Here is a 23,709-nt window from a genome sequence, read left to right as displayed (position 1 = left end):
CCTGCAGCCGCTACCGTCCGGTCAGGGCCTTGCTCGCGGGCGCGAAATCGATCTCCTCACCCCGGCCTTCTGCCTTCGCCCGCTCGTACAGCATGTGGCCCGCGGCGACGGTTTCGATGGCTGTGCCGCCGGAGTCGAAGACTGTAATCTCCTCGGGTGACTGCCGCCCGGGCGCGTTGCCGGCGACGATATCACCTAGCTCGGCGTGGACGTGGTCCTCGTCAATGACGCCCGCATCGAGGGCGTTAATGAACGACCCGGCGTCCTGTGTCACCCGCTCGCGCAAGTCCGGAACGTACGTGGCGCGTTCGATCGTCGTCGCGTCCAGTTCGTTCTTCTCGGGGTGGTACTGGCCCATCGCGGTTACGTGAGTTCCCGGCTCGAGTAGATCGCCGTCGAACACCGGTTCGCTCGCGCTGGTCGCCGTGATAACGACATCGGCCCCCTCGATTGCTGCGGCCGGGGACGCGACAGCAGCCACTGTCGGGTCCAGCGCGTCGTTCATCTCCGCGGCGAAGGACTCGCGGCTACTGGCCGTCGGGGAGTACACCTCGATGCGGTCGAAATCTCGGACTGTCGCCGTCGCACGGACCTGGCCGCGAGCCTGTGCGCCACTGCCGATGACTGCGAGGTCGCTGGCGTCCCGACGGGCCAGTGCGTCGACACCGACCGCCCCGGCCGCGCCAGTCTTGTGGGGGTTCATGCTCGCACCGTCGAGGACAGCAAGCGGGTCACCGCTGTCGGCGTCGAAAATCGGGAGCGTGAAGTGTGCATCTTGCCCGCTGAAACCGGCTGCGTAGGTGTACCCGCCCATCGCACCGGTGTCGGGGAGAATCGCGAGATAGCCCGTCAACATTCCCGCGGGCTCGTCCGAGAACAGCGTTGTTCTGGGAGTCGCCGGGGCACCTTCGCCACGCTGGCGATACCCCTCTCTGACGGCGTCGACGTACTCGGTGGGTTCAGCGAGGTCAGCTACTTCGTCGCTCTGCAGGAACAGCGCTGTCGCATCTGTCGTCATACTCCGTCGTTTGGGCGACCGACTCTTATACTGCCCGGCGGTGCCAATCTGTACGACCGGTTACGGATATCTATCGAAAACGGGAGAGTAGACGGACAGGAAAGCGCCTAGTCCGCAGTCTGTAGCGGGTCCGACTGCGGGCTCTGTTGGGTCGACGTGTCGTTTGGAACCGGGTCGACGGGGGCACGGACGAACATCGCGTGGCCGATGAGGCCGACTGTTACGACAGAGGCCAGCGGAATCGCCGTCGTCAGTTCGAAGCCGACAACGAACAGAGAGGCGGTGATGCCGGCCATGGCGAGCGGAATGAGTCCAAGAATGATGTCGTAATATCCCGTCATAAGTATGAATCAGTCTACGATAGCGGAGTATATGAATGTTTCCCTAAAATACGGGATAATACACTCAATGGCCCCTGAGAATTTATTCAGTACCCGCTGAGTAACAAACTCATAAGTTATGAGTTGGATTTTGGGGAAAGATTAATATATGCCTATTCTTGTGGACGGTTCACAATATAAGGGCGGGGACGACCTGTTGTTGCTGGCCCGCAGCCGTACGCAGGATATGATATTTCACCCCAAAGCTGGAATGCGGTGTTTGCCGGCCGGGATGCGATGTCTGCTGTGACGGTTATCTGTTTCTCGGGATAGAGCCCACCGACTCACCTGTTTTCAGAATTTGAGAACTGGATTAGGTGATTCATGGTGTGGTAATGCCCCCTATTTTCTCCGATGATAACTGGGTCCATGTGCTTATTAGGTACGCCAAGATACGTTGAATCGGAGAAAAACGGAACGCCGATTCCCAAACGAGACAATGAGCACGAACGCAACGGACAACACGACGGACGCCGCGACCGACGAGCAAGAACGACGATACGCAGAACTGAACATCGGCGACGAAGAGTTCGTAATCTACGACCGGGAGAACCACCAGGCATGGATTCAGTCGACAGAATCGCTCGAAGTCGCCGACCTGCGATAGTCCGTCAGCGACACCGCAGCTCTGTTACAGGCCGCTTATTTTGCGACTGCAATCGTACCGCGCCAGCACAGCAACAGTGTGCCACCGACGAGCACGGAGACGAGCGCGAACGTCACTGCCGCATTGCCGGGGAACACCGACGTCGAACGGAGCCCCTGCGCGATACCGACTGCCAGTACCCACCCCACGATAGTGCGGCCGAGAGCCGCCCGCACCGTTCCGGTCGCCGCGGCGGTGTACAGCCCCCCGAGTCCGGCGACGAGGAGCCAGCCGACGTAAAATGGCGTCAGCGTCCCAGCGAATCGAGCCGGGCTCAGTATCGGATTGATGCCGTGGGTCAGCTCACCGATACCGACGAACAGGGCAATCGCCAGCAGGTCGCCGACGGCCACCAGCGCCGTCCGGGCGGACAGTTCGATACGACCGTTCCCCACCGTCGAGACGCTCATACAGGTAGTTCCGGCTCCGGGCACTTCGCTCTCCCGGATTCGACGACGGCGGTTGATGCCTTAAAACAGGGACCAGCACTGATTACAGTGGGCGGCCCCAGTGTCGGTGTATGGAGTTCACGCTGCTCGGCTGGCCCGAGGACGGCCACCGGCTCCGGCTAGATCACGAGCAGTTCGCGTACGCGGGCAAGTTCGTGATGACCTCGACCGGGAAGGCCGTCGTCGGGGACGATGGCGTGGTGGCCGCGGCCGCGTTCGACGCCGACCGGACCGACCCCGACACGCTCTGTGTCCGGTATATCACCGTTCGGCAGGACCGGCAGGGCGACCGGCTCGGTGCCCGCCTCCTCCGGTTCGTTCGGGACCGCGCTACGGAGCGGGACTTCGAGCGCGTGTCCATCGGCGTCAACAATCCGTTTTCCTACCAGGCCGCCTACCGGGCCGGGTTTTGCTTCAGCGGCGCGGAGTCGGGGATGGCCGAACTCGACCTCGTCTGGCCGGGCGACCGCAGTACCGAACGGTATCAGGCCGGTCTGGACCTGTTTCGGGAGCGCGATCTCTCGCCAGAGGAGGAGTCGTTTCTCGCGGCGAAGGCCGACGCCGACCCGCCGTCGGTCCTCGACGACTGGGCCGAACCGCCGTCCGGACGGACAACCACATCAGGCTGATCGGCCCGATCGAGTCGACTGGCCTGTAGAGTCGTCCCATCTCCGAGAGATTCAAGCGGCTGTCGGCCAAAGGCCTGCCAATGGGAAACGCTGATTTACGGTCGCTCGCGGCGCTGTCGGACGTGTCGTTCGGCGACCTCGGCGGGAGCGTCGTCGCCGTAGACGCCCACAACTGGCTCTATCGCTATCTGACGACGACGGTGAAGTTCACCAGCGAGTCGAAGTACACCACCAGTGACGGCGAGGAAGTGGCGAACCTCATCGGCGTCATCCAGGGGCTACCGAAGTTCTTTGAACACGACCTCACGCCGGTGTTCGTCTTCGACGGCGCGGTCACGGACCTCAAAGACGACGAGGTCGAGAAACGCCGCGAGCAACGCGAGAAGTACGAGTCCGAACTGGAGGCAGCCCGGGAAGCGGGTGACAGCACCCGCGTCGCCAAGCTTGACTCCCGCACGCAGCGGCTGACCGATACCATCGTCGACACGACGCGGGACCTGCTGGAACTGCTCGACGTGCCTATCGTCGACGCCCCCGCTGAAGGCGAGGGGCAGGCGTCGGTGATGGCCCGGCGGGGCGACGTGGACTACGTCGGGACGGAGGACTATGACGCGCTCCTGTTCGGTGCGCCGATGACGCTCCGCCAGATTACGTCGAAGGGTGACCCCGAGCTGATGGACTTCGAGGCGACACTCGAACAGCACGACCTCACCTGGGAGCAACTGGTCGACGCCGCCATCCTGATGGGGACGGACTTCAACGAGGGGATCTCCGGCATCGGTCCCAAGACCGCCGTGACGGAACTCCACGAGCATGGCGACCTCTACGCCGTTCTCGAAGCCCGGGACGAACACATCGACCACGCCGACCGCATCCGGAACCTGTTTCTCGACCCCGAAGTCACCGACGACTACGAGATTCCGGACAGCATCGAGCCGGACGTCGACGCCGCCCGCGCGTTCGTCACCGATAAGTGGGAGGTCGACGCCGACGAGGTCGCTCGCGGGTTCGAGCGCATCGACGAGTCGGTCGTCCAGACGGGGCTAGACCGCTGGGCGTGACAGCGAAAACCCACGACTGACCAATAGCGCACTAAAAACGACCGCGGACGATTTCAGCTCAGACGACCGACTCGACCGTTTCGATCTCGTCGAGCGTGCGGTTCCGGATGGCTTCACCGCTGGCCGTGTCGAAGAGGTGAATCGCGTTCTCGGGGAACCGGACTTTGACGCGCTGTCCGGCCTTGAGCTGTTTCATGCCGCCGACCGTCGCGATGAACTGGTCGTCCATCGACTCGTCGAACTGCAGGTGGGCCGTGTTCTCGTTCCCGCGTGGCTCGACGACGTTGACCGTGGAATCGAACACGTTCGGGCCGGTGTCAGTCTGGACGAACTCGATGTCTTCGGGTCTGATGCCGAGCGTGATGTCGGTCGTCCCCTCGACTTCGGCGACCGTCTCGTCGCTGAGTTCGTACTCGAACCACTCGCCCCGTAGCGTCGACCCCTCCAGAGTCGTCGGGAAGAAGTTCATCGACGGCTCGCCGATGAAGCCGGCGACGAAGAGGTTGTTCGGCTCGTGGTAACACTCGAGCGGCGTCGCACACTGCTGGAGGACGCCGTCGTTGAGAATGGCGATACGGTCGCTCATCGTCATCGCCTCCGTCTGGTCGTGGGTGACGTAGACAGTGGTGACGTCGAGATCCTGCTGGAGCTCCTGGAGTTCCGTCCGCATCTCCGCTTTGAGCTTCGCGTCAAGGTTCGCCAGCGGCTCGTCCATCAGGAACACTTCGGGGTCCCGGACGATAGCGCGGCCGAGCGCCACGCGCTGTTGCTGGCCGCCGGAGAGTTCGCCGGGCTTGCGGTCGATGAGTTCGAAGATGTCCATGTCCTTGCACGCCTTCTCGACGCGCTCGTTGATCTCGTCGTCGGGCATGTCCGTCGATTCCTCCAGCCCGAACGCCATGTTCTCCCGCACGGTCATGTGCGGGTACAGGGCGTAGGACTGGAACACCATCGCCACGTTCCGGCGGGCCGGCGGCTGGTCGTTGATTATCTGGCCGTCCAGCCGGATCTCGCCGCGCGTGATGTCTTCGAGCCCGGCGATCATCCGCAGGGTCGTCGATTTCCCACAGCCCGATGGGCCGACGACACAGAGGAACTCGCCGTCCTCGATGTCGACCGATACCTCGTCAACTGCGATGATTTCGCCGTCGTCGTCTTGGAACGTCTTCGTTACCTCGTCCAGTGTGAGTTGTGCCATTGTGAATACCTCCGTAATTACTCTCCAGCGACGCCTTTCGCGAACTGTTCGCCGAACACGATGTAGACGAGCAGCGTCGGCAGTGCTGCGACGATGGCGCCCGCCATCGTGGTGTTGAACGACTGGACGACCCCGCCAGTGAGCGCCGCGAGGCGCTGGGTCGCCACCTGCGAGGCCGGCTCGTTGATGAGCACCAGCGCAAACAGCAGGTCGTTGTACACCTGCGTGAACTGGTAGATGAGCGTCACCGCGAACATCGGCAGCGACAGCGGGAGGATGATGTTGCGGTAGATGCTGAACGCGCTCGCGCCGTCGAGGCGAGCGGCCTCGATCATCTCCTCGGAGATGCTCTGGTAGTACGACCGGAACAGCAACGTACAGATCGGAATCCCGTACGCAGCGTGGGTCACCGACAGCTGCAGCAACTGCACGTAGCCGTTACGGCTCGGATACTGCCAACTGCCGCCCGTAATAAAGCCGAAGAGAGTGTTGACGAAACCCTCGACTAGTCCGGGGAACACCTGGAACCAGAACTGTGCCAGCGGGACCAGCACGGCCTGGTAGGGGATGAAGATGCCCGCGATGATGAGAACGACCACGCCGACCTGGCCGCGCCAGCTAATCGTCGTCAGTCCGTACGCGGTCAGGCTTCCAAGCAGCGCAGACATAATCGTCGCCGGGATCGCCATCAACAGCGAGTTTATAAGTCCCGGCCGGAGCGTGTTCCAGGCGGTGCTGAGCGCTTCAAGCGTGAAGCCGTCAGTGCCCGGCGGCGCGAACGGGAGCGTCCGGGCGAACGCGCTCTCGGTCTTGAACATCGTCATCACGGCCGTCTCTACCGGGAAGAGGTAGAAGGCGATACCCGCCAGCAGGAGGGCATACAGGCCGATACGACTGTTCTCTGTACTGCGGAGTTCGTCGATGAAATTGCCGCCTCTGATACTCATAGTTCACCCCGTCGGTATTCGCTGTAGAGGTACGGGCCGATGACCAGCAGCGCGAGGGCAAACAGCACGATAGCGACGGCTGACCCGTACGCCCACTGGAGGCTGTCGAACGCGACCCGATACATCATCGTCGCCAGAATGTCCATGTTCGCCCCCGGCTGTGAGCCACGGAGCGCGTAGATGAAGTCGAACGCCTTCAGCGCGAACACCATCAGCACCACCGACGCGGACACCGCGGAGGCACGGAGTTGCGGGATGATTACCCGCGCATACATCCGAACCGTCGACGCACCGTCGACCCGCGCGGCCTCGTAGTGTTCGGTCGGAATTGCTCGAAGGCCGGCGAGGAAGACGACCATCGCGTAGCCGCTGAACTGCCAGATGAGCGCGAAGATGACCGCCGCCAAGGCGGTCGTGTTCCAGGAGAGCCACTGAATGACCTCGGCGTTGACCCCGGCCGGGCGGAGTAGTCCCACGATGGCACCTTCGAGATTGAACACTCGGAGGAGCTGATTGAGCACGCCGTTGCGGGCGTTGTACACCCACGCCCACATCGTCGCTGTGACGACGAACGAGAGGCTCATTGGGAGCAGGTATATCGTTCGGAACGTGTTCTCGAAGCGTATCTGCTGGTCGATGAGGATGGCCACGAACAGGCCAAGCGCCAGACAGAGAACGGTGAACACGACGAGTAACACCACCGTGTTCTGTGCTGCCTGCCAGAACGCCCCGTCGTTCAGCATACGGCTGTACATACTGAGGTCGAAGGTCTCGTACTGTGCACCGCCGAGGCCGTTGTAATCGGTCAGCGACAGGAGGAAGTTCCAGGCGATAGCGCCGTAGACGAAAAAGCCCGCAAACAGGACTGGTGGGAGCCAGAACGGGGCGGATTCGACGAGTTCCCACTCGACCGGCAGTGAGTTCCGGAGCGAGTCGCCCCGGGTCGTCTTCACGGTCGCCCCCCCGTCTGTTGCCAGTTGGTCGCCGTCCGATTCGTCTCTCGATACCGCCGACCGGAGCCTACCCCCGGTGGCGAGGAGTCTACTGAGTATCTCGCGCATGGTTGTTCAGTGGTTCGCCGACGTGAGTTCGCCGTCCATCGTCCCGACGGATGTGTCGTCAGTCACACAGTCTCGCCAGCCAGCACGCGCGTAACCACGCGACCCGGCCAGCCTGTCGCACCAACACAGGCTGGCAGGCGGCGTGGGAACGCACGGTGACGGGTGTGCCATCCCGTCGTCGTGCCGAGCGGGCGAGCGGTTGCAACGCGGCGGGTACACCGGCTGCGAGCGTTCGCGATGTGTCACGTCCGTCGGTGTCCCATCGGGCCCCGACAGCCGACGACGGCAGCGACACACCGCCGTCACCGGACATTGTGGGGGCATCAGTCATGAACGTCTCTGTGGCGTCGAACTCATGGTAAGTGGAGAGAGATTCTACTTAATATTTCCGAATGATAATACACGTTTATCCAGGTCACGGGTTCTGAGCCCTACGGTCTCCGCTGTCCGACCGGGGACCCGTGGTGCGCAGTGAGCGACTGTCCCGGCAGCCCCAGGCCTGTGCCGAGTGGTGTCCCGACTCGTACCGGTGGGTTTTACGACCGGGCGGACCACCCCCCGGACGTATGACCGACGAGTACCGGACAGAGCAGGACAGTCTGGGTGAAATGCAGGTGCCAGCCGACGCGTACTGGGGCGCACAGACGCAACGCGCCGTCGAGAACTTCCCGATCAGCGACGTGACTTTCGGGCGGCGGTTCATCCGAGCGCTCGGCGTCGTCAAGAAGGCGGCCGCGCAGGCGAACCGCGACCTCGGAACGATACCGGAAGATAAGGCGGATTGTATCGTCGAGGCCGCCGACGAGGTCATCGCTGGCGAACACGACGACCAGTTCCCCGTCGACGTGTTCCAGACCGGGTCAGGCACGTCCTCGAACATGAACGCCAACGAGGTCATCTCCAACCGCGCCACGGAGCTGTACGGCGGCGACATCGGGACCCGCGAGATCCACCCGAACGACCACGTCAACTTCGGTCAGTCCAGCAACGACGTGATTCCGACGGCGATGCACGTCGCCTCGCTGGAGGCCGTCGAGAAGGACGTGATTCCCGGCCTGAAGACGCTTCGCGACGAACTCGAAGCCAAGGAAGACGAGTTCGAGAACGTCGTCAAGACCGGTCGAACCCACCTCCAGGACGCGACCCCGGTGACGCTGGGCCAGGAGTTCGGCGGCTACCGCACGCAGGTCGAGAAGGGAATCTCCCGGGTGCAGGACACGCACGGTCGCCTCGCCGAACTCGCCCTCGGCGGAACCGCGGTCGGGACCGGCCTGAACACTCATCCCGAGTTCCCGGCGAAAGCGGCGGCGTACATCAGCGAGGAAACCGGCCTGGAGTTCCGCGAGGCCGACAACCACTTCGAGGCCCAGGCCGCCCACGACGCGATGTCCGAGGCCCACGGTGCGCTCCGGACGGTCGCCGGCTCGCTGAACAAGATCGCCAACGACCTCCGACTGCTCGCGTCCGGGCCCCGCAACGGCCTCGGCGAGATCGACCAGCCGGAGAACCAGCCCGGCTCCTCGATCATGCCCGGGAAGATCAACCCCGTTGTCGCCGAGGCGGTCAATCAGGTCCACAAGCAGGTCGTCGGCAACGACGCCGCCGTCTCGGCCGGCGCTGCCGAGGGCCAGATCGACCTGAACCTCTACAAGCCCGTGCTGGCTTCGAACTTCCTGCAGTCGGCCAAGCTCATCGCCAACAGCAGCGCGGTGTTCGGCGAGAAGTTCGTCGCCAAACTGGAGGCCGACGCCGAGCACTGCGCCGAACGCGTCGAGCAGAGCATGGCGCTGGCGACGGCGCTCAACCCCGCCATCGGCTACGACAAGGCGAGCAAGGTCGCGAAGAAGGCGCTCGCCGAGGAGAAGACCATCCGCGAGGTGGTCCTCGAAGAGGGCTACCTCGACGAGGACGAGGTCGACGACGTGCTCGACCCCGAGAAGATGACGAAGCGTGGTATCCTCGGCGACGAGTAGCGAGGGGCGCGAACGGAGTGAGCGGCCCTCGTACCGGAACGGCGACGTGAGGAGCCGTGATGGAGTAGCGAAGGCTGAGCGAAGCGAAGCCTTCGGATAGGCGAGCGGGGAGGAACGACCCGTGAGCAGCGAGAGCCGAACGGAGTGAGGGCTCTCGTATCGGAACGGCGCCGTGAAGGAGTGGCAATGGCTGGGCGAAGCGGAGCCTTCAGAAATGCGAGCGACGACAGCGGGAGCCGCGAACAGCAGTGTCCCCTGTTGTGTCTCTGTTTTCTGGTCGGTTCTGTGCCGACGGACAGCCGTCACCGCGGGAAACAGCATTGGGCCACCACGGCTGATGCTTCTAGACCCGCGACTCGTCCGCAAGGACGTAGCGGCTCTCGGGGTAGCGCTCGCCGCCGATTTCGGTTTCGCTCTCGTCGGCGAACTCGAACCCGAACCCCTTGTAGAACTCGGCTCCGGGCTCGTTCGCCGAAAGGACCATCGCGTTGATCCGGTCGATGTCGTGCTCGAACAGTTCCTCGCAGGTCCGTTCTAGCAGGGTCCGGCCGATTCCCTCGCGCCTGTAGTCGGGATGGACGTACAGCCGGAGAATGTACCCCACGCGGTCGGTTTCGTGCCACGTCGCGTGTGCGAACCCGACAACGCGTCCCTCGCGCTCGGCGACGAACAAGAGCGTCTGCGATTCGACCAGTTCCGATTCGATCTGCTCGGGCGAATACCAGTCGCCAACGCCGTCTTCGACTGTTTCCTGGGTGAGCAACGGGTAATCCGTCTCCCAGGCAGCCGTCGCAACCTGGTTGATTGCCGTCACATCATCCGGAGTTGCCGGTCTGACTGTCATATGGAAACGTATGTCACGGTGTGTGATATGTTTTCCCGCGCAAGTGGATCGAAATATCAGGTCTCGCCTCAACAACCGGATCTGGTCGGCGAGGATGATCACCGGACAATCCAAATTCATAATGTTTTTTAATTATGAAACGGAGTATGTGATACAGATGCGTTACTCGGAAACGTTGCAGTTGTTCGACCAGGCCTGTGAGTTCCCCGCCGACCACACCACTATCGTCCACCAGCTCGGCGACGTCGAGCTGGTCGCCCAGAACGGCGACTCCGTCGAAATGAGTGAGGTGCTGGCTCGGACCAGCGAAGCCACGTACCAGTCCGCAGAGGGGCTGTATAACTCCCTCGTCGGGAACCTCGACGACGATTTCATCGGCCGGAAGTACTACGACGACCGGGCCGGGAGCACGTCCGGAACCGACGAAGTTCGAACGGAAACGGACCGTCTCTAGCCGCTGGATGCGCGGTGCCGCGTGCTGGCCCGACTCAGTTCATCGGCGTTGATTCGTTGAGCCACGCCGGCCGCTCCGCCGTCGTCTCGCCGATGTCCTCGTACCAGAAGCTGTATTCGACGATGCGGTCTTCGGTGCGATACCAAACGCTGAATCGGCGGACAAGGCCCGCGGGTTCGACCAGCAGTTCAATTCGGAGTTCCTCCAGCCGTTCTGTAGTCGGAATCTCACCGCCCGAACCGCGAATCCGGTAGGCCTGGCTGCCGTCACTGGTGACGACGGTCGTAGAACTCTGGTTGACCACGGCGTAGCGATTCAGGTAGAACGCCGTCCGGTAAGCGTACTTGTCGCGGCTGAAGCGGACCTCGCCGCGCTGGCGCTCGACGGTGCCGTCGTCCCGCCGCTCGTACCAGTTGGTGCCGTCGGCGTAGGTCGACTGCTCGTACCGCCCGACGGTCCCGTTCGAGTCAGTCGTCAGTCTGACCATCTCGTCGCGATACCGCGTCGGTGATTCGACGGCGACAGTCTCGGTGCGCCGGACGGAGCTGCTGTCGTTCCCGATTGTGAGCTCGGTGTAGCGTTCGTTCAGAGTGTAGGTAGTGCCGTTGAGTGCCTGCCGGTGGGCGGCGGACAGGAGCGCGACGTTTTCGAGGCGCTCCGTGGTAACGCCGGGCGGCGAGTCCAGCGTCGTTGCCGTGTCCGACTCCGCTGCTGTCGGGACCGGGGCCGGCGTGACGGTACCCTGATTTGCGGCCTCAGCGCCGACGAAGGCGTTACAGCCGGCTGTCAGGAGCAGGACGGCCACCGCGGCTGTCGACAGCCAGCGCATACTGACAGTGAGGGAGAGAGCGTCAAAAGCACGGCGGCGAGCGCGGGAAGGGTGCGTTTTTTGGCCCCCGGTCCCGGACACCTCGACAATGACCGAGTACGACTACGAGGAGCTGGGGCTCGTCGCCGGGCTGGAGATCCACCAGCAACTCGACACCGCGACGAAGCTGTTCTGTGACTGTCCGACGACGATCCGCGAACCCGAGGAGAGCGAGCGCTCCTTTACCCGCTATCTGCACCCGACAAAGAGCGAGCTCGGGGAGATCGACCAGGCGGCCTTAGAGGAGAGCATGGTCGACCGGGAGTTCGAGTACCTGGCCTACGACACGACCTGCCTCGTCGAGGAGGACGACGAGCCACCCCACCGCGTCGACCGCGAGGCGATGGAGACGACGCTGGAAATCGCCCAGCTACTGGATATGTCCGTCGTCGACCAGGTGAACGTCATGCGAAAAATCGTCGTCGACGGGTCGAACACCACGGGGTTCCAGCGGTCGATGCTGGTCGCTAACGACGGGGCCATCGAGACGAGCGCCGGCCCGGTCGGTATCGAGGACATGCTACTGGAGGAGGAGTCCTGCCAGCGCGTCGAGGAGACCGCCGACGGTGTCCGGTTCTCGCTCGACCGGCTCGGCATCCCGCTGGTCGAAATCGGCACGAAGCCGGACATCAGTTCGCCCGAGCAGGCCCGCGAGGCCGCCGAGCGAATCGGGATGCTCCTCCGTTCGACCGGGAAGGTCAAGCGCGGCCTCGGGACCATCCGACAGGACGTGAACGTCTCCATCGAGGAGGGCGCACGAATCGAACTGAAGGGCGTCCAGAGCCTCGACGACATCGACGACCTCGTCCGCAACGAGGTCCGCCGGCAGGTCGAACTGCTGGACATCGCCGACGAACTCGCCGGACGCGACGCCGCCGTCGGCGAGCCACAGGACGTGACCGGGGTGTTCGAAGACACGGAGTCGGGCGTCATCGAAGGCGCGCTCTCCTCGGGCGGCGAGGTACAGGGCCTCCTGCTTTCGGGCTTCGACGGCCTGGTCGGCCGCGAGATTCAGCCCGACCGCCGGCTCGGGACGGAGCTGTCCGACCACGCCAAGCGCCACGGCGCGGGCGGCATCTTCCACACCGACGAACTCCCGGCCTACGGCGTCACCGAGGCGGAAGTCGAGGCACTTCGGGACGCCGTCGGCGCAGGTCCCGAGGACGCTGTCGCCATCGTCGCCGACGACCCGGAGACCGCCGAACTGGCTATCGACGCCGTTGCCGAACGGGCCGAGACCGCGCTCGAAGGCGTCCCCGAGGAGACGCGGGACGCGAACGAGGACGCCACGTCGCGGTACCTCCGACCGCTCCCCGGCGCGGCCCGGATGTACCCCGAGACGGACGTGCCACCGGTCGAACCCGACGTGACCGAAGTCGAGACTCCGGAGCTACTCACCCAGAAGGTCGACCGGTACGAGAGCGAGTTCGACCTCGGCTCCGGCCTCGCCGAACAGGTCGCCTACGGCCAGCGGTGGCCGCTGTTCGAGGCGCTTGTGGAAGGCGAGGGCGTCGACCCGACGCTGGCCGCCGGGACGCTGGAGTCGACGCTGACCGAACTCCGCCGCGACGACGTGCCCGTCGGGAACCTCACCGACGAGCACCTGTGGGGCGCAATCCTGCTGGTCGATGGCGGAGACGTGCCGCGTGAGGGGATCGAGGACCTCCTGACAGCCCTCGCAGAGAACCCGTCGCTGACGGCCCAGGAAGCCGTCGAGCAGGAAGGACTGGGCGGCGTCGACGAGTCGGAGGTCCGGGACGCCGTTGTCGAGGTCGTCGAGCGCCACGAGGACCAGATCGCCGAAGAGGGGATGGGGGCGTTCTCGGCGCTGATGGGCGAGTGCATGGGCGCACTCCGTGGCAAAGCTGACGGCGATACAGTTAGCGACGTGTTGCGCTCGGAGATACAGAAGCGGGCTTAATTGCTCCGTTCGGGGCGTAAAGAGTCGATATCGACGGCGTTCGATGACAGGCCATTACCGCTCGCGGACAGGTCGTGTTCGATCGTCGACTCGAGCAGCGGGACGAGGGCCGGCGCGTTCGGCCCGATATCGACCATATCTTCCGACTGGTTGTACTGGACGACACCGGCATCGACCAGCCGCGGAAGGTGGTTGTGATAGAGGGCCGTGTAAATCTTGAGTCGCTCGTCGCGGTGCTGTTCGGCCGGTGTCCCGTGTTCGAATTCGGTCACCGTATCCGTGAGTACGGCTAGTGAAACCGGCGTCGTGTACTGTGAAAGCCCGTACAGGAGGTACCGCCGGTAGTGCGACGACAGGAGCGACAGTCGGTCGTCCAGCGGAAGCGAGTCGGGGATCTCAGTTTGTTTCGTATTCATTTTGATTGGTATGGTGCTGGATGGGGACAGCTATCGTGGCAGGTTTGGGGCGGTTCGAACGCTATTGTACCACGGTACGCTCGTGCTCGAGTTCGTCGGCTAGGTCTGCGGCATCCGCGAGACGGTTGACACGGTCGGTGACGCGGTGGACCGTTCCATCCCGCGTACAGGGGGCGACGTGCGTGAGGTCATCATCAACGTATTCGGCGAGGGCAAGCGTCGGCAGCGTGATCACGCTGACCGATTCGTCAGAAACCATGTTCGTCAGCGGGTGCTCCCAGTCGAAGGCGGCAAGCGAGGCATCGGCGTCGCGCTCCCACTGTTCGAACATGGAAAGCCGCTCCAACAGGTGTCGTCCCTCCGCAGTCCGCTGTGCGAGCCGCGGTTCGATCCGGCGCCCCCAGATTAATATCGACAGATCCTCGATATAGCCCGCGTCCTCGAGAGCCTGTAACCGGTCAATCAGGTAGTTCTGTTGTTGCGTTGCATCTCCCGGACAGAGGGACCGGACGAACAGTTCGACGCGAACCGGATTGGCAGTGGAATCCATAGTGAGATGTTGAGTATCCTGTGCCTCGATACAGCGGTAACTGTCCTAAGCACTCTCTCTAGGCCCCTAGAATAAATCGGGACGAATCGGATTCATGGGTGATATATCTGGGTCAATCGGTAATTGGTTAGTATGTGAATATCTGGTAGTTGTTTTGCCAAGTTTGTGTTCAAATCAGCCCGAATAGAGCTCTGGAGTTCGATTTCTGCATAGTATTCACCACAGACGTGTTCCACGAGAAAATATTACTATTCTAACTAGACACCGGGCGTTAAGTAGCTCGCCGCCACACTTTGACTCATGGTCCCAAGTGTCATGGATGGCCATGATATCCCAGCCCTGTATGGGCCAGCCATGGATACACTACCACTCATGTTTGCGATCGTAGACGAGTCCGGGGTGATCCTCTCGACGAACGAGACGTGGAGCGAGTTCGGCCGGGCAAACGGAACAGAGCTGACACCGAATACGCTGGGCGTGAACTACTTCGACGTCGCTGACATGGCTGACGACGCGACCGGGCAACAGGCAGCCGACGGGATCAGAACCGTCCTCGCTGGCGAACAACCCACGTTCGAACTTGAATATCCATGTCACGCCCCGTCATCGCAACGGTGGTTCCGGTTGTACGCCGCCCCGTTCACTATCGACGGGGAGACGTATGCGTCCATCGCACATATCGACATCACGGCCCGCAAGCAACGGGAGTCAGTGCTCGAAGCGGCCTACGATATCTGTACCGACGCGAACCGGACATTCACAGAACAACTCGACGCGCTGCTAGAACTCGGCTGTGAGACGCTCGATACGTCGTTTGGGACGCTCTCCCGGGTCCACGGTGACGAGTACGTGTTCGAGGCAGTCACTGCACCGGCGACTGCCGACCTCGAAGCCGGCAGCACGACCAGCATCGAGGACCTCCCGAACTGCAGACACGTCGTCGAACACCGCGAACCGCTCGCGATCAGTGACGTTGCTGCGGACGCGCCGGACCTCGCTGACCCGGAGTGGGGAATCGCGAACTACATCGGCGCGCCCGTCGTCGTCGACGGGGCCGTGTACGGGACGTTCTGCTTCTACGGGCTGGAACCACGCGAGACAGTGTTCACGCAGTGGGATCTGACGTTCGTCCGGTTGCTCTCGGACTGGGCGGGCTACGAACTCGAACGACAGCGCCACACGGAACAGCGAAGCGCGTTGAATACTGCCCTCCCAGACCCCAGTTTCATCATTGATGCGGAAGGGCGATTTCTCGACTGTCCGACCGATCCCGAGACGATGGTGACAGTCGACGATACGGACACGCTTGTCGGTCAGACGCTACACGAGTTTCTTCCCCACGACACCGCTGATTCGCTACTGGCGACCGTTCGTGCAGCCCTGCGGACCGGGTCGTTCCAATCTGTGGAGTACAAACTGCAGCTTCCCGGTGGCAAGCGGTGGTTCGAGGCGCGGGTCGCGCCGCTGGAAAGCCGCACGTACGACCTCGATACCGTCATTTTCGTCGCCCGAGACATCACTGCGCACAAAGACCGGCAGGCCGAACTCGAACGACAGCGTGACGAACTCGAACAGACACAGCGGCTCAACGTGCTGGGCAGAGAGATCGCGAAGGCGCTACAGGACACACAGACGCGTGAGGAAATCGAATCGGCAGTGTGTACGCATCTCACTGAACCGGACCTGTACCAGGCCGTGTGGGCCGGGAGCCGCGGGAGTGCCACGAGGATAACACTGAGTGCCGCCGCTGGGATCGACACGGCAACGCCGGAGCATATTTCGCCCGGCGAGCACAGTCTCGCCATCGATGCCATCGACACCGGCGAGGTACAGGTCGTCGAGGATATCTCCGACGTGTCGACGCCCTCGGACACCGGGATGGACCGCCCACTACTCGCAGACCGCTGCTCCGTCGCGGCTGTTCCCCTGACAACTGGCGAGACCACGTACGGCGTCCTGATGGTGTATGCATCGACAGAAGCCACGATTGGCTGTCGTGAGTCGAGTATCCTGGCCGATCTAGGGCGACTTATCGCGCTTTCTATCCAGCGAGTCCACAGTCAGCAGTCACTGCTGGCGGCGACAACGGTCGAACTCGAATTCCTGACGCCGGACTCCGACGACGCCTTCGCCGGCCTCTCAGCGATGCTCGACTGTTCGTTTACGCTCGAACGGCGCGTCCCGACCAGTTCCGGGAACTGCCTCCACTACGTTCGCATCAGCGGTGTGGACACTGACCGGGTGTGTCAGGCGCTCACTGAGACGCCCTCGGTCGAGTCCTGTACCGTCGTGGAAACGGCGGCGGAGAACCGAGCGCCCCTGCTCGAAGTCGCGCTCGACGAGATATCCGCATCGCCGCTCGACACGCTCGCAGATTACGGCGGGGCCGTGCGGCGGGCCGTCGCAGCGGACGGCGACCTGCGGTTCACAGCGGAGATGGCACCGGACATCAACGTCCGCGCCGTCGTCGAGGCGATTCAAGAGATCGCGCCCGGGACAGAACTGCGGAGCAAGCAGTACGTCGACCAGCCAGTCTCGACGGCCACGGATTTCCAGACGCGGATACGCGACCGGCTGACGCCGAAACAGGCCGCCGCACTCAAGACTGCCTACGCACGCGGCTACTACGACTGGCCGCGAGGGAGTTCCGCGGAGGAACTGGCTGCGACACTCGACATTTCCGCGCCGACCTTGCACTACCGGTTGCGGAAGGCTCACGACGCCGTCATCGGCGCGCTGTTCGACTCCGGAACCGGTCCCGGGAAACACGACTGAACCTCACTCGTCTTCGGCACGCTCGATTCGCTGTCGGGCCTGCCGGAACAGGCCGCGGAGGGTCTTTGTCTCCCGGCCAGTGGGTTGTGCACGCCCGAGCACCCGGCGGAACAGCCGCCGGGCCTTGTGCTGTTTCTCTTCGGGGTGACCGATAGCGCCGAGGAAGCGGTCGAACTCCTCGTGTAGCCCCTCGACGGCCGGCGTCGCGGCGAGCGTGTGCAGCTGTTCGGGGTGCTGGGTCTCGTCGACAGTTAGCTCGCGGAGTTCGTAGAGCACGATGGTGGCCGCCTGACCGAGGTTCAACACCGGGTACGACGCGCTGGCCGGGATAGAGCAGACGACGTCCAGCCGTGCGAGTTCGTCGTTCGAGAGCCCGACCCGTTCGCGGCCGAAGACGACGCAGATGTCGCCCTCGACATCCTGAAGCGAGTCGGCAAGGTCGGCCGGCGTCGTCGCCGGATACCGGACGTGGTTGGCGGGGTCCTCGTTCGTCGTCGCCGTGCAGGCGACGGTGTGGTAGTTCTCGACGATCTCGTCGAACGTCACCGTCCGGGCGTTCGGGAGGATGTCGTCGCGGGCCTGTCCGGCGAAGCCGTACGCTTCGCCATCGGGGTCCAGTTCCGGCGGGTCGACAAGTAACAGCTCCGACAGGCCGAAGTTCTTCATCGACCGGGCGATGGTGCCGACGTTGCCCGGCGTCTCCGCGTCGACGACGGCGACCGAAATCATACGTCCAGGTCGCTCAGGTCCATATCAATTGTGTCGAGGTCTTCCTCGTCCATCTGCTCGACTTCCTCTTCGAGTCCCGGAATCGCTTCGTCCCTGTCGGGGGCCTCCGGCAGCGCTGTCGGGTCCTCCTCGACGTGTTCGAGGCCGACATATCCCTCGGGGGCGCGGTTCCCGTCGAGGAACCACTCGTGGAAGGCCGAGGCCAGGTCCGTCTCTCCAGCGTGGGCCTCGCCGCCCTCCTCGCGGAACCAGTAGATGAAATCCGTCTCGTGGTCCGAACAGACAACCACCTCGCCCATCGGCTCCCCGTAAATAGCATCCGCGACGTTGCACTGCTCGATGTCTTCGTCGCCGTGAATCAGCCAGCAGGCGTCACAGGGGTCGACGACCCGCTCTGCGAGCACCAGCAGCCGCTGCCGGGTTTCCGGCTCCATCGTCTTGAGCGGCCGGACCCGTCCGTCCGGCCCGAGTACGTCCTCGTCGAAGCGCCAGCCACGAAGCCCGATATTGACCTTGCTCATACGTCAGAGTGGGAGAGTCCCGGACTAAAAGAGCGCGATATGCCGGTCGACCGCTACCGATCCGTCCGCGCTCCAGCATCATCGCGGAGTGTGAACGGGGTGTGTCAGCCGGTTACACCCACCGCTCGTTCGAAACATAGACAGTTCTAGCTAAATTTAACATGATTATTCCAGCTAGCATCCGCGGCCAGCATCCAGATCAGGCAAAACTGTTGGTCTCGCCCAAACATTTATACGTGATTGGCTTTTCTCCGTAAAAGAACACATGGAACGGCCGACGCGCCAGCGGGATTCTGACCAGGAGGAACGCGAGGAGGAGTCCGAGAGCACGGGCCAGCAGACCTGCCCCGAGTGTGAGTCGGAGTCCATATCTAGCGACGGCGGTGGTGAACTCGTCTGCGAGGACTGTGGCCTCGTCATCGAGGACGAGAACATCGACCGCGGGCCGGAGTGGCGGGCGTTCAATCACTCTGAACGCCAGTCCAAGTCACGCGTCGGAGCCCCCACGACCCAGACGATGCACGACAAGGGGCTGACCACACAGATCGACTGGAAGGACAAGGACGCCTACGGTCGGTCACTCTCCTCGGAGAAGCGAAGCCAGATGCACCGCCTCCGAAAGTGGCAGGAACGCATCCGAACCAAAGACGCCGGCGAGCGGAACCTGCAGTTCGCGCTGTCGGAGATCGACCGCATGGCCAGCGCGCTCGGTGTGCCACGGTCGGTTCGAGAGGTCGCGTCGGTCATCTACCGACGCGCGCTCAACGAGGACCTCATCCGCGGTCGCTCCATCGAGGGCGTCGCCACGGCCTGTCTGTACGCGGCCTGTCGACAGGAAGGTATCCCACGGAGCCTGGAGGAGGTCTCGGACGTCTCCCGGGTCGAGCAGAAGGAGATCGGGCGGACGTATCGGTACGTCGCCCAGGAACTCGAACTGAAGATGGAGCCGGTCGACCCCAAGCAGTACGTGCCCCGCTTTGCATCCGAACTGGAACTCTCCGAGGAAGTCCAGTCCAAGGCCAACGAGATCATCGACACCACCGCCGAGCAGGGCCTGCTCTCGGGGAAATCACCCACCGGCTACGCCGCCGCGGCCATCTACGCCGCCTCGCTGCTGTGTAACGAAAAGAAGACCCAGCGTGAGGTCGCCGATGTGGCCCAGGTGACAGAGGTCACCATCCGGAACCGGTATCAGGAGCAGATCGAAGCGATGGGCATCCACTGACCGGGCGCGTTCCCTGTTGTGCAGTAGCGTCGTTCTCTGGTCGCCGTTTATTCGCTGCGCTGACAGCTGTCGTGTAACGTAGCCGCCCGGTACTGGCTGGGTAGGCGTGCAGAACTATCTGTCTGGACGCCAATACCGTAGGTATGCCTGTCTCGCCCGCACAGAAACGGCTCGCAATTCTCGTTATCGGACTCGTGATCCTCTTTGCACCCGCGCTGTTCGTCGTCGCCACGCTGGAGTTTCTTATCCTGTCCGGTGACCTCGCGCTCAGCGAAATCTCGCTCCTCGAGTTCGTCGAACTGTATCTCATCGACTTAGTGCTGTTCGTCCTGCTCGGCTACGGCGTCTACCGGTTGACGTTCTGGCTGATTGAGAACCAGCTTCCGGAGGCACTCGATAGCGTAGACGAGACCGAGGCAACCGACGCGACTGACGAAGCAGAACCGTCTGGTGGCGTCAATGAGGACCGGTCCTGAAAGACCGGCACTGCTGAGGCGACACAACGACGTGCCGTGAGTTTCTCGCAAAGTCGGGACCGCTCGCGGGTTTTCCGCCGCCGACCGCGTCAACGAGGCCGACCCAGTGCTTGCGGGTCGCTCTCCCCGCTCGCATTTTCGAGGGCGACTCAGTGCTCACGGCTCCTTCCGTCGCCGCTCGCAACAACGAGGGCCGCTCACTGCTCGCGGATCGTTCCTCCCCGCTCGCGACAACGAGGGCCGCTCACTCTGTTCGCGCCCCTCGCTTCGTTCGCGCCCCTCGCTTCGTTCGCGCCCCTCGCTAGTCCCCTGCAACCGCCGTCGGCTCCTCGGCACTCTCGCCGACTGAGCCGAGGTCCATCATTGCCAGCAAGGCAATGACGCCGAAGCCGACTTTCGTGACCACGTCGAGGTACACGATCACGAGTGTCGCAGTCTCGACGTCCATGAGGCCCACTCCTGCCGCACCGAGCAGCCACACGACCGGATACACCATCCAGAGGACGACGACGAAGTTCCGGAGCGTGCGGTACAGGCTGATCTCTATGTCGGACAGGGTCGACTTCGCAGCCGCCGCAATGTTCCCGTAGAGGAGATAGATGACGCCGCCGAACAGCGCCGCGCCGACCGCGAACAGCACGTAGCTGACCGGCGATGGCGTGACCGCGCCGGCGAACCCGAAGACGATAGTCAACGCCTGCAGGACGACGAGTTTCACCGTGTCCTCCCGGCTTGCACCGGCAAGGAGCGCCAGGAACCAGACGTTGAGCGGCGTCGTCAACAGCCAGTCAACGTAACGGATCACGTACACCGTGTGGCCCTGGCTCTGCATCGCTCCGAAGCCGAGCGCCATCAGGGCGTAGGCGACGATGGCGATACCGGGAATCGCTATCAACAGGAGGTAGCGCTTCCGCGTCTCTTCGGGGACGAGCGTGTAGCCGTATGCCAGCACGGCCGTCCCGAGCAGTTCACCCAGTAGTCCCAGCGTGAACCAGGTCGTTATGGTTGCCATTGTTAGTCGTCCCCCACCACAGCCGTGCTGTCGGTGTCCGTCCCGGCCGAGTTTTCGACGGTAAAGCGGTCCAGTAGCGATTCGAGGTCGTCAGCCCGCTGCCTGAGTTCTGTCGCGGAGTCCGACACTTCGTCGATGGACGCGGACTGGTCCTGTGCCGCGCCAGCCACAGTATCTGCCTCCGTCGCCGTCTGCTGACTGATCGTCGTCAGGTCGTCGATGGTCCCCATCACGTCCTGTGCGGTCCGGGCCTGTTCCTCGGTCGCCCGGTCGATCTCCTGGATGCCGGTGTCGACCTCTTCCGTGTACTCGACGATGGTCTCCAGCGCGTCGACGGTCTCCTCGACCGTCGAGACGCCTTCAGTAATCCGGTTACTGGTCGACTCCATCGTCTCGACCGTGTCGCCGGCCTGCTCTTGGATGCCCGCAATGCGCTGCTCGATGTCGGCGGCGGCCTCTTTGGTCTCCTCTGCGAGGCCCTTGATCTCGTCCGCGACGACGGCGAACCCTTCGCCGTCACCGTCAGCGTGGGCGGCCTCGATGGAGGCGTTCAGTGCGAGCATGTTCGTCTGCTCGACGATGCTCGTGATGACGCCGACGATCTCGCCGATCTCGTCGAGTTCGTCGTCGAGCGCGTTGATCTCTTCGACGGTCTCGCCGGTCTCGTCCTCGATGGCGCTCATCTCCGCGATGGCCTCCTGGGCGGCTTCGCGGCCGTCCTCACCGACTTCGGCGGCCGACTGGGACGTGTCGGCAACCTGCTGAGCGGAGGAGGCGACCTGCTGTGCAGTCGCCGAGAGGTTCTGCATCTCGGCGGCCGCCGATTCCAGCCCCTCGTTTTGCTCGGTCGTGCCTTCGAAAATCTCGTTTATCGACTTCGACACTTGCTTGCTGGCCTGGTCGACCCGCTCCGCGTTCGAGTTGACGCGGTCGCTGGACTGGATGACGTTGGCCGCGAACGCCTTCATGTCGGCAATGGTGTCTTCGAGCGCATCCAGCGTCGTGTTGATGTCCTCGCCGACCTCCGCCATCGCCTCGTTCATACTGTCCGTATCTACCCGTGCGGTGAGGTCACCGTTAGCGGCGGCGGCGAGCGCGTCGCTGTACTGCTGTGCCTTGAGTTCGAGGTGGCCGGTCAGCGCCTCCATCTCGTTGCGTTCGGATTCGACGTCCTCACGGGCCGTCTGTGCCTGCTCTTTGGCCTCCTCGGCTTCCTGCCGTGCGGTTTCGGCTTCGGATATCTGCGTCCGGAGGTTCGCCCGCATATTGTCGAAGGCGGCGTACAGCGTTCCGAACTCGTCCTCGCGTGACGTGCTGAGGTCGACGTCGAGTTCCCCCTCGGCCATCGCTTCGGCCTTCACCGAAAGCCGTCGCAGCGAAGCGATCGTGTTTCCGCCGATCGTGACTCCGATGAGTCCGAGGTTGACGACGGCAAGCAAAATGAGCCCGATGAGGTCAGAGTTGATCTGGTCGCTCAGGGCGTACGCGTTCTGGCGATCAGCGTGGACCATAACGACCCAGTCCTGTGATTCGAGTCGGTTCAGTCCCATCAGCATACTGTCCGTTTCGTGGAAGGCGCCCTCGCCGGGTTCGAGCGTCCCCAGCGGGTTCGACTCCATCTCCGAGATCGGTGCTGTCGACCCGATCATCGAGGTGTTTGGGTGGGAGACGAACTCGCCGTCAGTGTTGACGACCGTGGTAAACGACCCATCGCGCTGGTTCGATATCTGGTCGGCCTTCTCCCGGAGGTCGATCATGTACACGAGCGCTCTGTCTTCGTCACCGGGGACCGGCGAAACGACGGCCACTATCGGATGGTCGACGACCGAGACGGAGAACGGCTCCGTCACATGCGTGTCGTCGGGACCGTCGAACTGTGGCGGGTCCGTAGCGAACGGTGCCCCCTGCTCGGCAGCGTTGACCCCGATGAAGTCCTGATTCGAACTGGCACGGATCTCGTTTGTCTCGGTGTCGAAGTAGTGCACTGCGACGACACCGGGCGGGAGTTCCTCGTTGGACCGTAACTCCTCCAGTCGTTGCTGTTTCTCCGTGTTCGTCCCGTCAGTGAACACGGGGAGTCGCGACGTTGATCGGACATCCCGCTGCGATGTCGTCAACCATTCGTCCAACTGTGCGGCCTGTGTCTCTGACAGCGCCGTGATGTCGTCCGCAACGTCTTCCTCGAGAGTGGCGGACGCCTGCACGCTTGTCAGGACCCCGGCGGCGATAATAACAATTATCGCGAATGAAAGCGCCAACCCGAGTCTAGCAGCGTAACTGCCAGCAATAAAACTCGGGAGCGGCGAGTCCCTATCTGATTCCATCATCCAGTGCTACGCAAACGTGCTAATAAAGCGTTGGTGCGCAATTTTCACCGATGATAAACGCTGTGGCCACTGTGGAAATTCATAGCCCCGGTACGGCTAACGTTGGGTAGTTGTGTTTTTCTGATAATATCATCCGCAGTCGCCGATATGAGTCCTGACCCAACTCGTTCGCTGTCGGCGCTGTCACTCAACGTACCGCGATATGTTGAGAAGCGTATTCGGGGCCGCT

At 63.0% G+C, this 23,709-nt stretch carries 23 protein-coding genes; 9 read left to right on the top strand and 14 right to left on the bottom strand.

All coding sequences use genetic code 11. The features are described from left to right. Positions 1 to 10: 10 nt before the first annotated feature. Both AV929_RS11545 and AV929_RS11540 read right to left on the bottom strand, forming a co-directional pair. Positions 11 to 1,018: an ornithine cyclodeaminase family protein gene (locus tag AV929_RS11545; RefSeq protein WP_014039738.1), complete on the bottom strand. Its 1,008-nt coding sequence runs from the start codon at positions 1,016 to 1,018 to the stop codon at positions 11 to 13. Positions 1,019 to 1,125: 107 nt separating this feature from the next. Then, entirely contained in the window at positions 1,126 to 1,359 is a 234-nt protein-coding gene (locus tag AV929_RS11540; RefSeq protein ID WP_014039737.1) for a hypothetical protein, read from the bottom strand. Between the two features lie 478 nt (positions 1,360 to 1,837). Between AV929_RS11540 and AV929_RS22350 the strand changes: the two genes are divergently transcribed. Next, positions 1,838 to 2,005, top strand: a complete 168-nt coding sequence (locus AV929_RS22350; RefSeq protein ID WP_014039736.1) for a hypothetical protein — start codon at positions 1,838 to 1,840, stop codon at positions 2,003 to 2,005. Between the two features lie 35 nt (positions 2,006 to 2,040). Here the strand turns inward: AV929_RS22350 and AV929_RS11535 are convergent, their stop codons facing one another. Further along, entirely contained in the window at positions 2,041 to 2,454 is a 414-nt protein-coding gene (locus tag AV929_RS11535; protein ID WP_064288314.1) for a DUF3054 domain-containing protein, read from the bottom strand. Between the two features lie 110 nt (positions 2,455 to 2,564). Between AV929_RS11535 and AV929_RS11530 the strand changes: the two genes are divergently transcribed. Next, the gene (locus tag AV929_RS11530; protein WP_064288313.1) at positions 2,565 to 3,122 is read left to right on the top strand and encodes a GNAT family N-acetyltransferase; all 558 of its coding nucleotides are present in this window, start codon (positions 2,565 to 2,567) and stop codon (positions 3,120 to 3,122) included. A gap of 80 nt (positions 3,123 to 3,202) precedes the next feature. After that, positions 3,203 to 4,183, top strand: a complete 981-nt coding sequence (fen, locus tag AV929_RS11525) for a flap endonuclease-1 (protein ID WP_014039733.1) — start codon at positions 3,203 to 3,205, stop codon at positions 4,181 to 4,183. 58 nt (positions 4,184 to 4,241) lie between these two features. Here fen and AV929_RS11520 read toward each other — a convergent pair whose 3' ends face one another. Genes AV929_RS11520 through AV929_RS11510 form a run of 3 tightly spaced genes read right to left on the bottom strand, consistent with a single transcriptional unit; the run spans position 4,242 to position 7,389 of the window. After that, positions 4,242 to 5,381, bottom strand: coding sequence for an ABC transporter ATP-binding protein (locus tag AV929_RS11520; RefSeq protein WP_050006913.1), 1,140 nt, complete (start codon positions 5,379 to 5,381; stop codon positions 4,242 to 4,244). Between the two features lie 17 nt (positions 5,382 to 5,398). Beyond that, a complete protein-coding gene (locus tag AV929_RS11515) occupies positions 5,399 to 6,328 on the bottom strand; it encodes a carbohydrate ABC transporter permease (protein ID WP_014039731.1) in 930 nt (309 codons plus the stop codon). Beyond that, complete coding sequence (locus AV929_RS11510) at positions 6,325 to 7,389, bottom strand: carbohydrate ABC transporter permease (protein ID WP_014039730.1); 1,065 nt, start codon at positions 7,387 to 7,389, stop codon at positions 6,325 to 6,327. The genes AV929_RS11515 and AV929_RS11510 overlap by 4 nt, the downstream gene beginning before the upstream one ends. A gap of 566 nt (positions 7,390 to 7,955) precedes the next feature. On the opposite strand from AV929_RS11510, the gene AV929_RS11505 reads away from it, so the two are divergent. Then, positions 7,956 to 9,362, top strand: coding sequence for a class II fumarate hydratase (locus AV929_RS11505; protein ID WP_014039729.1), 1,407 nt, complete (start codon positions 7,956 to 7,958; stop codon positions 9,360 to 9,362). Between the two features lie 343 nt (positions 9,363 to 9,705). Here AV929_RS11505 and AV929_RS11500 read toward each other — a convergent pair whose 3' ends face one another. Further along, positions 9,706 to 10,206, bottom strand: a complete 501-nt coding sequence (locus tag AV929_RS11500; RefSeq protein ID WP_064288312.1) for a GNAT family N-acetyltransferase — start codon at positions 10,204 to 10,206, stop codon at positions 9,706 to 9,708. A gap of 157 nt (positions 10,207 to 10,363) precedes the next feature. Between AV929_RS11500 and AV929_RS11495 the strand changes: the two genes are divergently transcribed. Beyond that, a complete protein-coding gene (locus AV929_RS11495) occupies positions 10,364 to 10,660 on the top strand; it encodes a hypothetical protein (protein ID WP_044951716.1) in 297 nt (98 codons plus the stop codon). A 34-nt stretch (positions 10,661 to 10,694) separates the two neighbouring features. Here the strand turns inward: AV929_RS11495 and AV929_RS11490 are convergent, their stop codons facing one another. After that, positions 10,695 to 11,489, bottom strand: a complete 795-nt coding sequence (locus AV929_RS11490; RefSeq protein WP_064288311.1) for a hypothetical protein — start codon at positions 11,487 to 11,489, stop codon at positions 10,695 to 10,697. Between the two features lie 88 nt (positions 11,490 to 11,577). On the opposite strand from AV929_RS11490, the gene gatE reads away from it, so the two are divergent. Next, a complete protein-coding gene (gene gatE, locus AV929_RS11485) occupies positions 11,578 to 13,449 on the top strand; it encodes a Glu-tRNA(Gln) amidotransferase subunit GatE (RefSeq protein WP_050037660.1) in 1,872 nt (623 codons plus the stop codon). Here the strand turns inward: gatE and AV929_RS11480 are convergent. Next, positions 13,446 to 13,865, bottom strand: a complete 420-nt coding sequence (locus tag AV929_RS11480) for a hypothetical protein (RefSeq protein WP_014039724.1) — start codon at positions 13,863 to 13,865, stop codon at positions 13,446 to 13,448. The two genes, gatE and AV929_RS11480, sit on opposite strands and share 4 nt — an antisense overlap. 61 nt (positions 13,866 to 13,926) lie before the next feature. Then, positions 13,927 to 14,415 (bottom strand): HTH domain-containing protein, encoded by a 489-nt coding sequence (locus AV929_RS11475; RefSeq protein WP_050006915.1) that lies wholly within the window; start codon positions 14,413 to 14,415, stop codon positions 13,927 to 13,929. Between the two features lie 300 nt (positions 14,416 to 14,715). Between AV929_RS11475 and AV929_RS11470 the strand changes: the two genes are divergently transcribed. Beyond that, entirely contained in the window at positions 14,716 to 17,190 is a 2,475-nt protein-coding gene (locus AV929_RS11470; protein ID WP_064288310.1) for a bacterio-opsin activator domain-containing protein, read from the top strand. A 3-nt stretch (positions 17,191 to 17,193) separates the two neighbouring features. On the opposite strand, the gene AV929_RS11465 is transcribed toward AV929_RS11470, so the two are convergent. Continuing rightward, positions 17,194 to 17,919 (bottom strand): RNA methyltransferase, encoded by a 726-nt coding sequence (locus tag AV929_RS11465; RefSeq protein ID WP_064288309.1) that lies wholly within the window; start codon positions 17,917 to 17,919, stop codon positions 17,194 to 17,196. Further along, on the bottom strand, positions 17,916 to 18,440 hold the full coding sequence (locus AV929_RS11460) for a hypothetical protein (RefSeq protein WP_014039720.1): 525 nt from the start codon (positions 18,438 to 18,440) through the stop codon (positions 17,916 to 17,918). The genes AV929_RS11465 and AV929_RS11460 overlap by 4 nt, the downstream gene beginning before the upstream one ends. Before the next feature lie 265 nt (positions 18,441 to 18,705). Here AV929_RS11460 and AV929_RS11455 point away from each other — a divergent pair, with 265 nt between their 5' ends. Both AV929_RS11455 and AV929_RS11450 read left to right on the top strand, forming a co-directional pair. Continuing rightward, complete coding sequence (locus AV929_RS11455; protein ID WP_008310442.1) at positions 18,706 to 19,665, top strand: transcription initiation factor IIB family protein; 960 nt, start codon at positions 18,706 to 18,708, stop codon at positions 19,663 to 19,665. A gap of 143 nt (positions 19,666 to 19,808) precedes the next feature. Beyond that, positions 19,809 to 20,141 (top strand): hypothetical protein, encoded by a 333-nt coding sequence (locus AV929_RS11450; RefSeq protein WP_014039719.1) that lies wholly within the window; start codon positions 19,809 to 19,811, stop codon positions 20,139 to 20,141. Between the two features lie 301 nt (positions 20,142 to 20,442). On the opposite strand, the gene sop2 is transcribed toward AV929_RS11450, so the two are convergent. Then, the gene (sop2, locus tag AV929_RS11445) at positions 20,443 to 21,153 is read right to left on the bottom strand and encodes a sensory rhodopsin II (protein WP_014039718.1); all 711 of its coding nucleotides are present in this window, start codon (positions 21,151 to 21,153) and stop codon (positions 20,443 to 20,445) included. Between the two features lie 2 nt (positions 21,154 to 21,155). Beyond that, complete coding sequence (locus AV929_RS11440; protein ID WP_064288308.1) at positions 21,156 to 23,357, bottom strand: methyl-accepting chemotaxis protein; 2,202 nt, start codon at positions 23,355 to 23,357, stop codon at positions 21,156 to 21,158. Between the last annotated feature and the right edge of the window lie 352 nt (positions 23,358 to 23,709).

The sequence above is a fragment of the Haloarcula sp. K1 genome, assembly GCF_001647155.1.
Taxonomy (GTDB): domain Archaea; phylum Halobacteriota; class Halobacteria; order Halobacteriales; family Haloarculaceae; genus Haloarcula; species Haloarcula hispanica.
Note: the sequence above shows the minus strand (reverse complement) of the source record. Positions and strands in the feature narration are given on the sequence as shown.

Coding starts and splice junctions, on each gene's coding strand:
- AV929_RS11470 (WP_064288310.1), top strand. CDS start 14,716: ATGGTCCCAAGTGTCATGGATGGCCATGATATCCCAGCCCTGTATGGG.
- AV929_RS11545 (WP_014039738.1), bottom strand. CDS start 1,018: ATGACGACAGATGCGACAGCGCTGTTCCTGCAGAGCGACGAAGTAGCT.
- AV929_RS11510 (WP_014039730.1), bottom strand. CDS start 7,389: ATGCGCGAGATACTCAGTAGACTCCTCGCCACCGGGGGTAGGCTCCGG.
- AV929_RS11520 (WP_050006913.1), bottom strand. CDS start 5,381: ATGGCACAACTCACACTGGACGAGGTAACGAAGACGTTCCAAGACGAC.
- AV929_RS11455 (WP_008310442.1), top strand. CDS start 18,706: ATGGAACGGCCGACGCGCCAGCGGGATTCTGACCAGGAGGAACGCGAG.
- AV929_RS22350 (WP_014039736.1), top strand. CDS start 1,838: ATGAGCACGAACGCAACGGACAACACGACGGACGCCGCGACCGACGAG.
- fen (WP_014039733.1), top strand. CDS start 3,203: ATGGGAAACGCTGATTTACGGTCGCTCGCGGCGCTGTCGGACGTGTCG.
- AV929_RS11505 (WP_014039729.1), top strand. CDS start 7,956: ATGACCGACGAGTACCGGACAGAGCAGGACAGTCTGGGTGAAATGCAG.
- AV929_RS11535 (WP_064288314.1), bottom strand. CDS start 2,454: ATGAGCGTCTCGACGGTGGGGAACGGTCGTATCGAACTGTCCGCCCGG.
- AV929_RS11530 (WP_064288313.1), top strand. CDS start 2,565: ATGGAGTTCACGCTGCTCGGCTGGCCCGAGGACGGCCACCGGCTCCGG.
- AV929_RS11500 (WP_064288312.1), bottom strand. CDS start 10,206: ATGACAGTCAGACCGGCAACTCCGGATGATGTGACGGCAATCAACCAG.
- gatE (WP_050037660.1), top strand. CDS start 11,578: ATGACCGAGTACGACTACGAGGAGCTGGGGCTCGTCGCCGGGCTGGAG.
- AV929_RS11475 (WP_050006915.1), bottom strand. CDS start 14,415: ATGGATTCCACTGCCAATCCGGTTCGCGTCGAACTGTTCGTCCGGTCC.
- AV929_RS11450 (WP_014039719.1), top strand. CDS start 19,809: ATGCCTGTCTCGCCCGCACAGAAACGGCTCGCAATTCTCGTTATCGGA.
- AV929_RS11460 (WP_014039720.1), bottom strand. CDS start 18,440: ATGAGCAAGGTCAATATCGGGCTTCGTGGCTGGCGCTTCGACGAGGAC.
- AV929_RS11495 (WP_044951716.1), top strand. CDS start 10,364: ATGCGTTACTCGGAAACGTTGCAGTTGTTCGACCAGGCCTGTGAGTTC.
- AV929_RS11540 (WP_014039737.1), bottom strand. CDS start 1,359: ATGACGGGATATTACGACATCATTCTTGGACTCATTCCGCTCGCCATG.
- AV929_RS11480 (WP_014039724.1), bottom strand. CDS start 13,865: ATGAATACGAAACAAACTGAGATCCCCGACTCGCTTCCGCTGGACGAC.
- sop2 (WP_014039718.1), bottom strand. CDS start 21,153: ATGGCAACCATAACGACCTGGTTCACGCTGGGACTACTGGGTGAACTG.
- AV929_RS11465 (WP_064288309.1), bottom strand. CDS start 17,919: ATGATTTCGGTCGCCGTCGTCGACGCGGAGACGCCGGGCAACGTCGGC.
- AV929_RS11515 (WP_014039731.1), bottom strand. CDS start 6,328: ATGAGTATCAGAGGCGGCAATTTCATCGACGAACTCCGCAGTACAGAG.
- AV929_RS11490 (WP_064288311.1), bottom strand. CDS start 11,489: ATGCGCTGGCTGTCGACAGCCGCGGTGGCCGTCCTGCTCCTGACAGCC.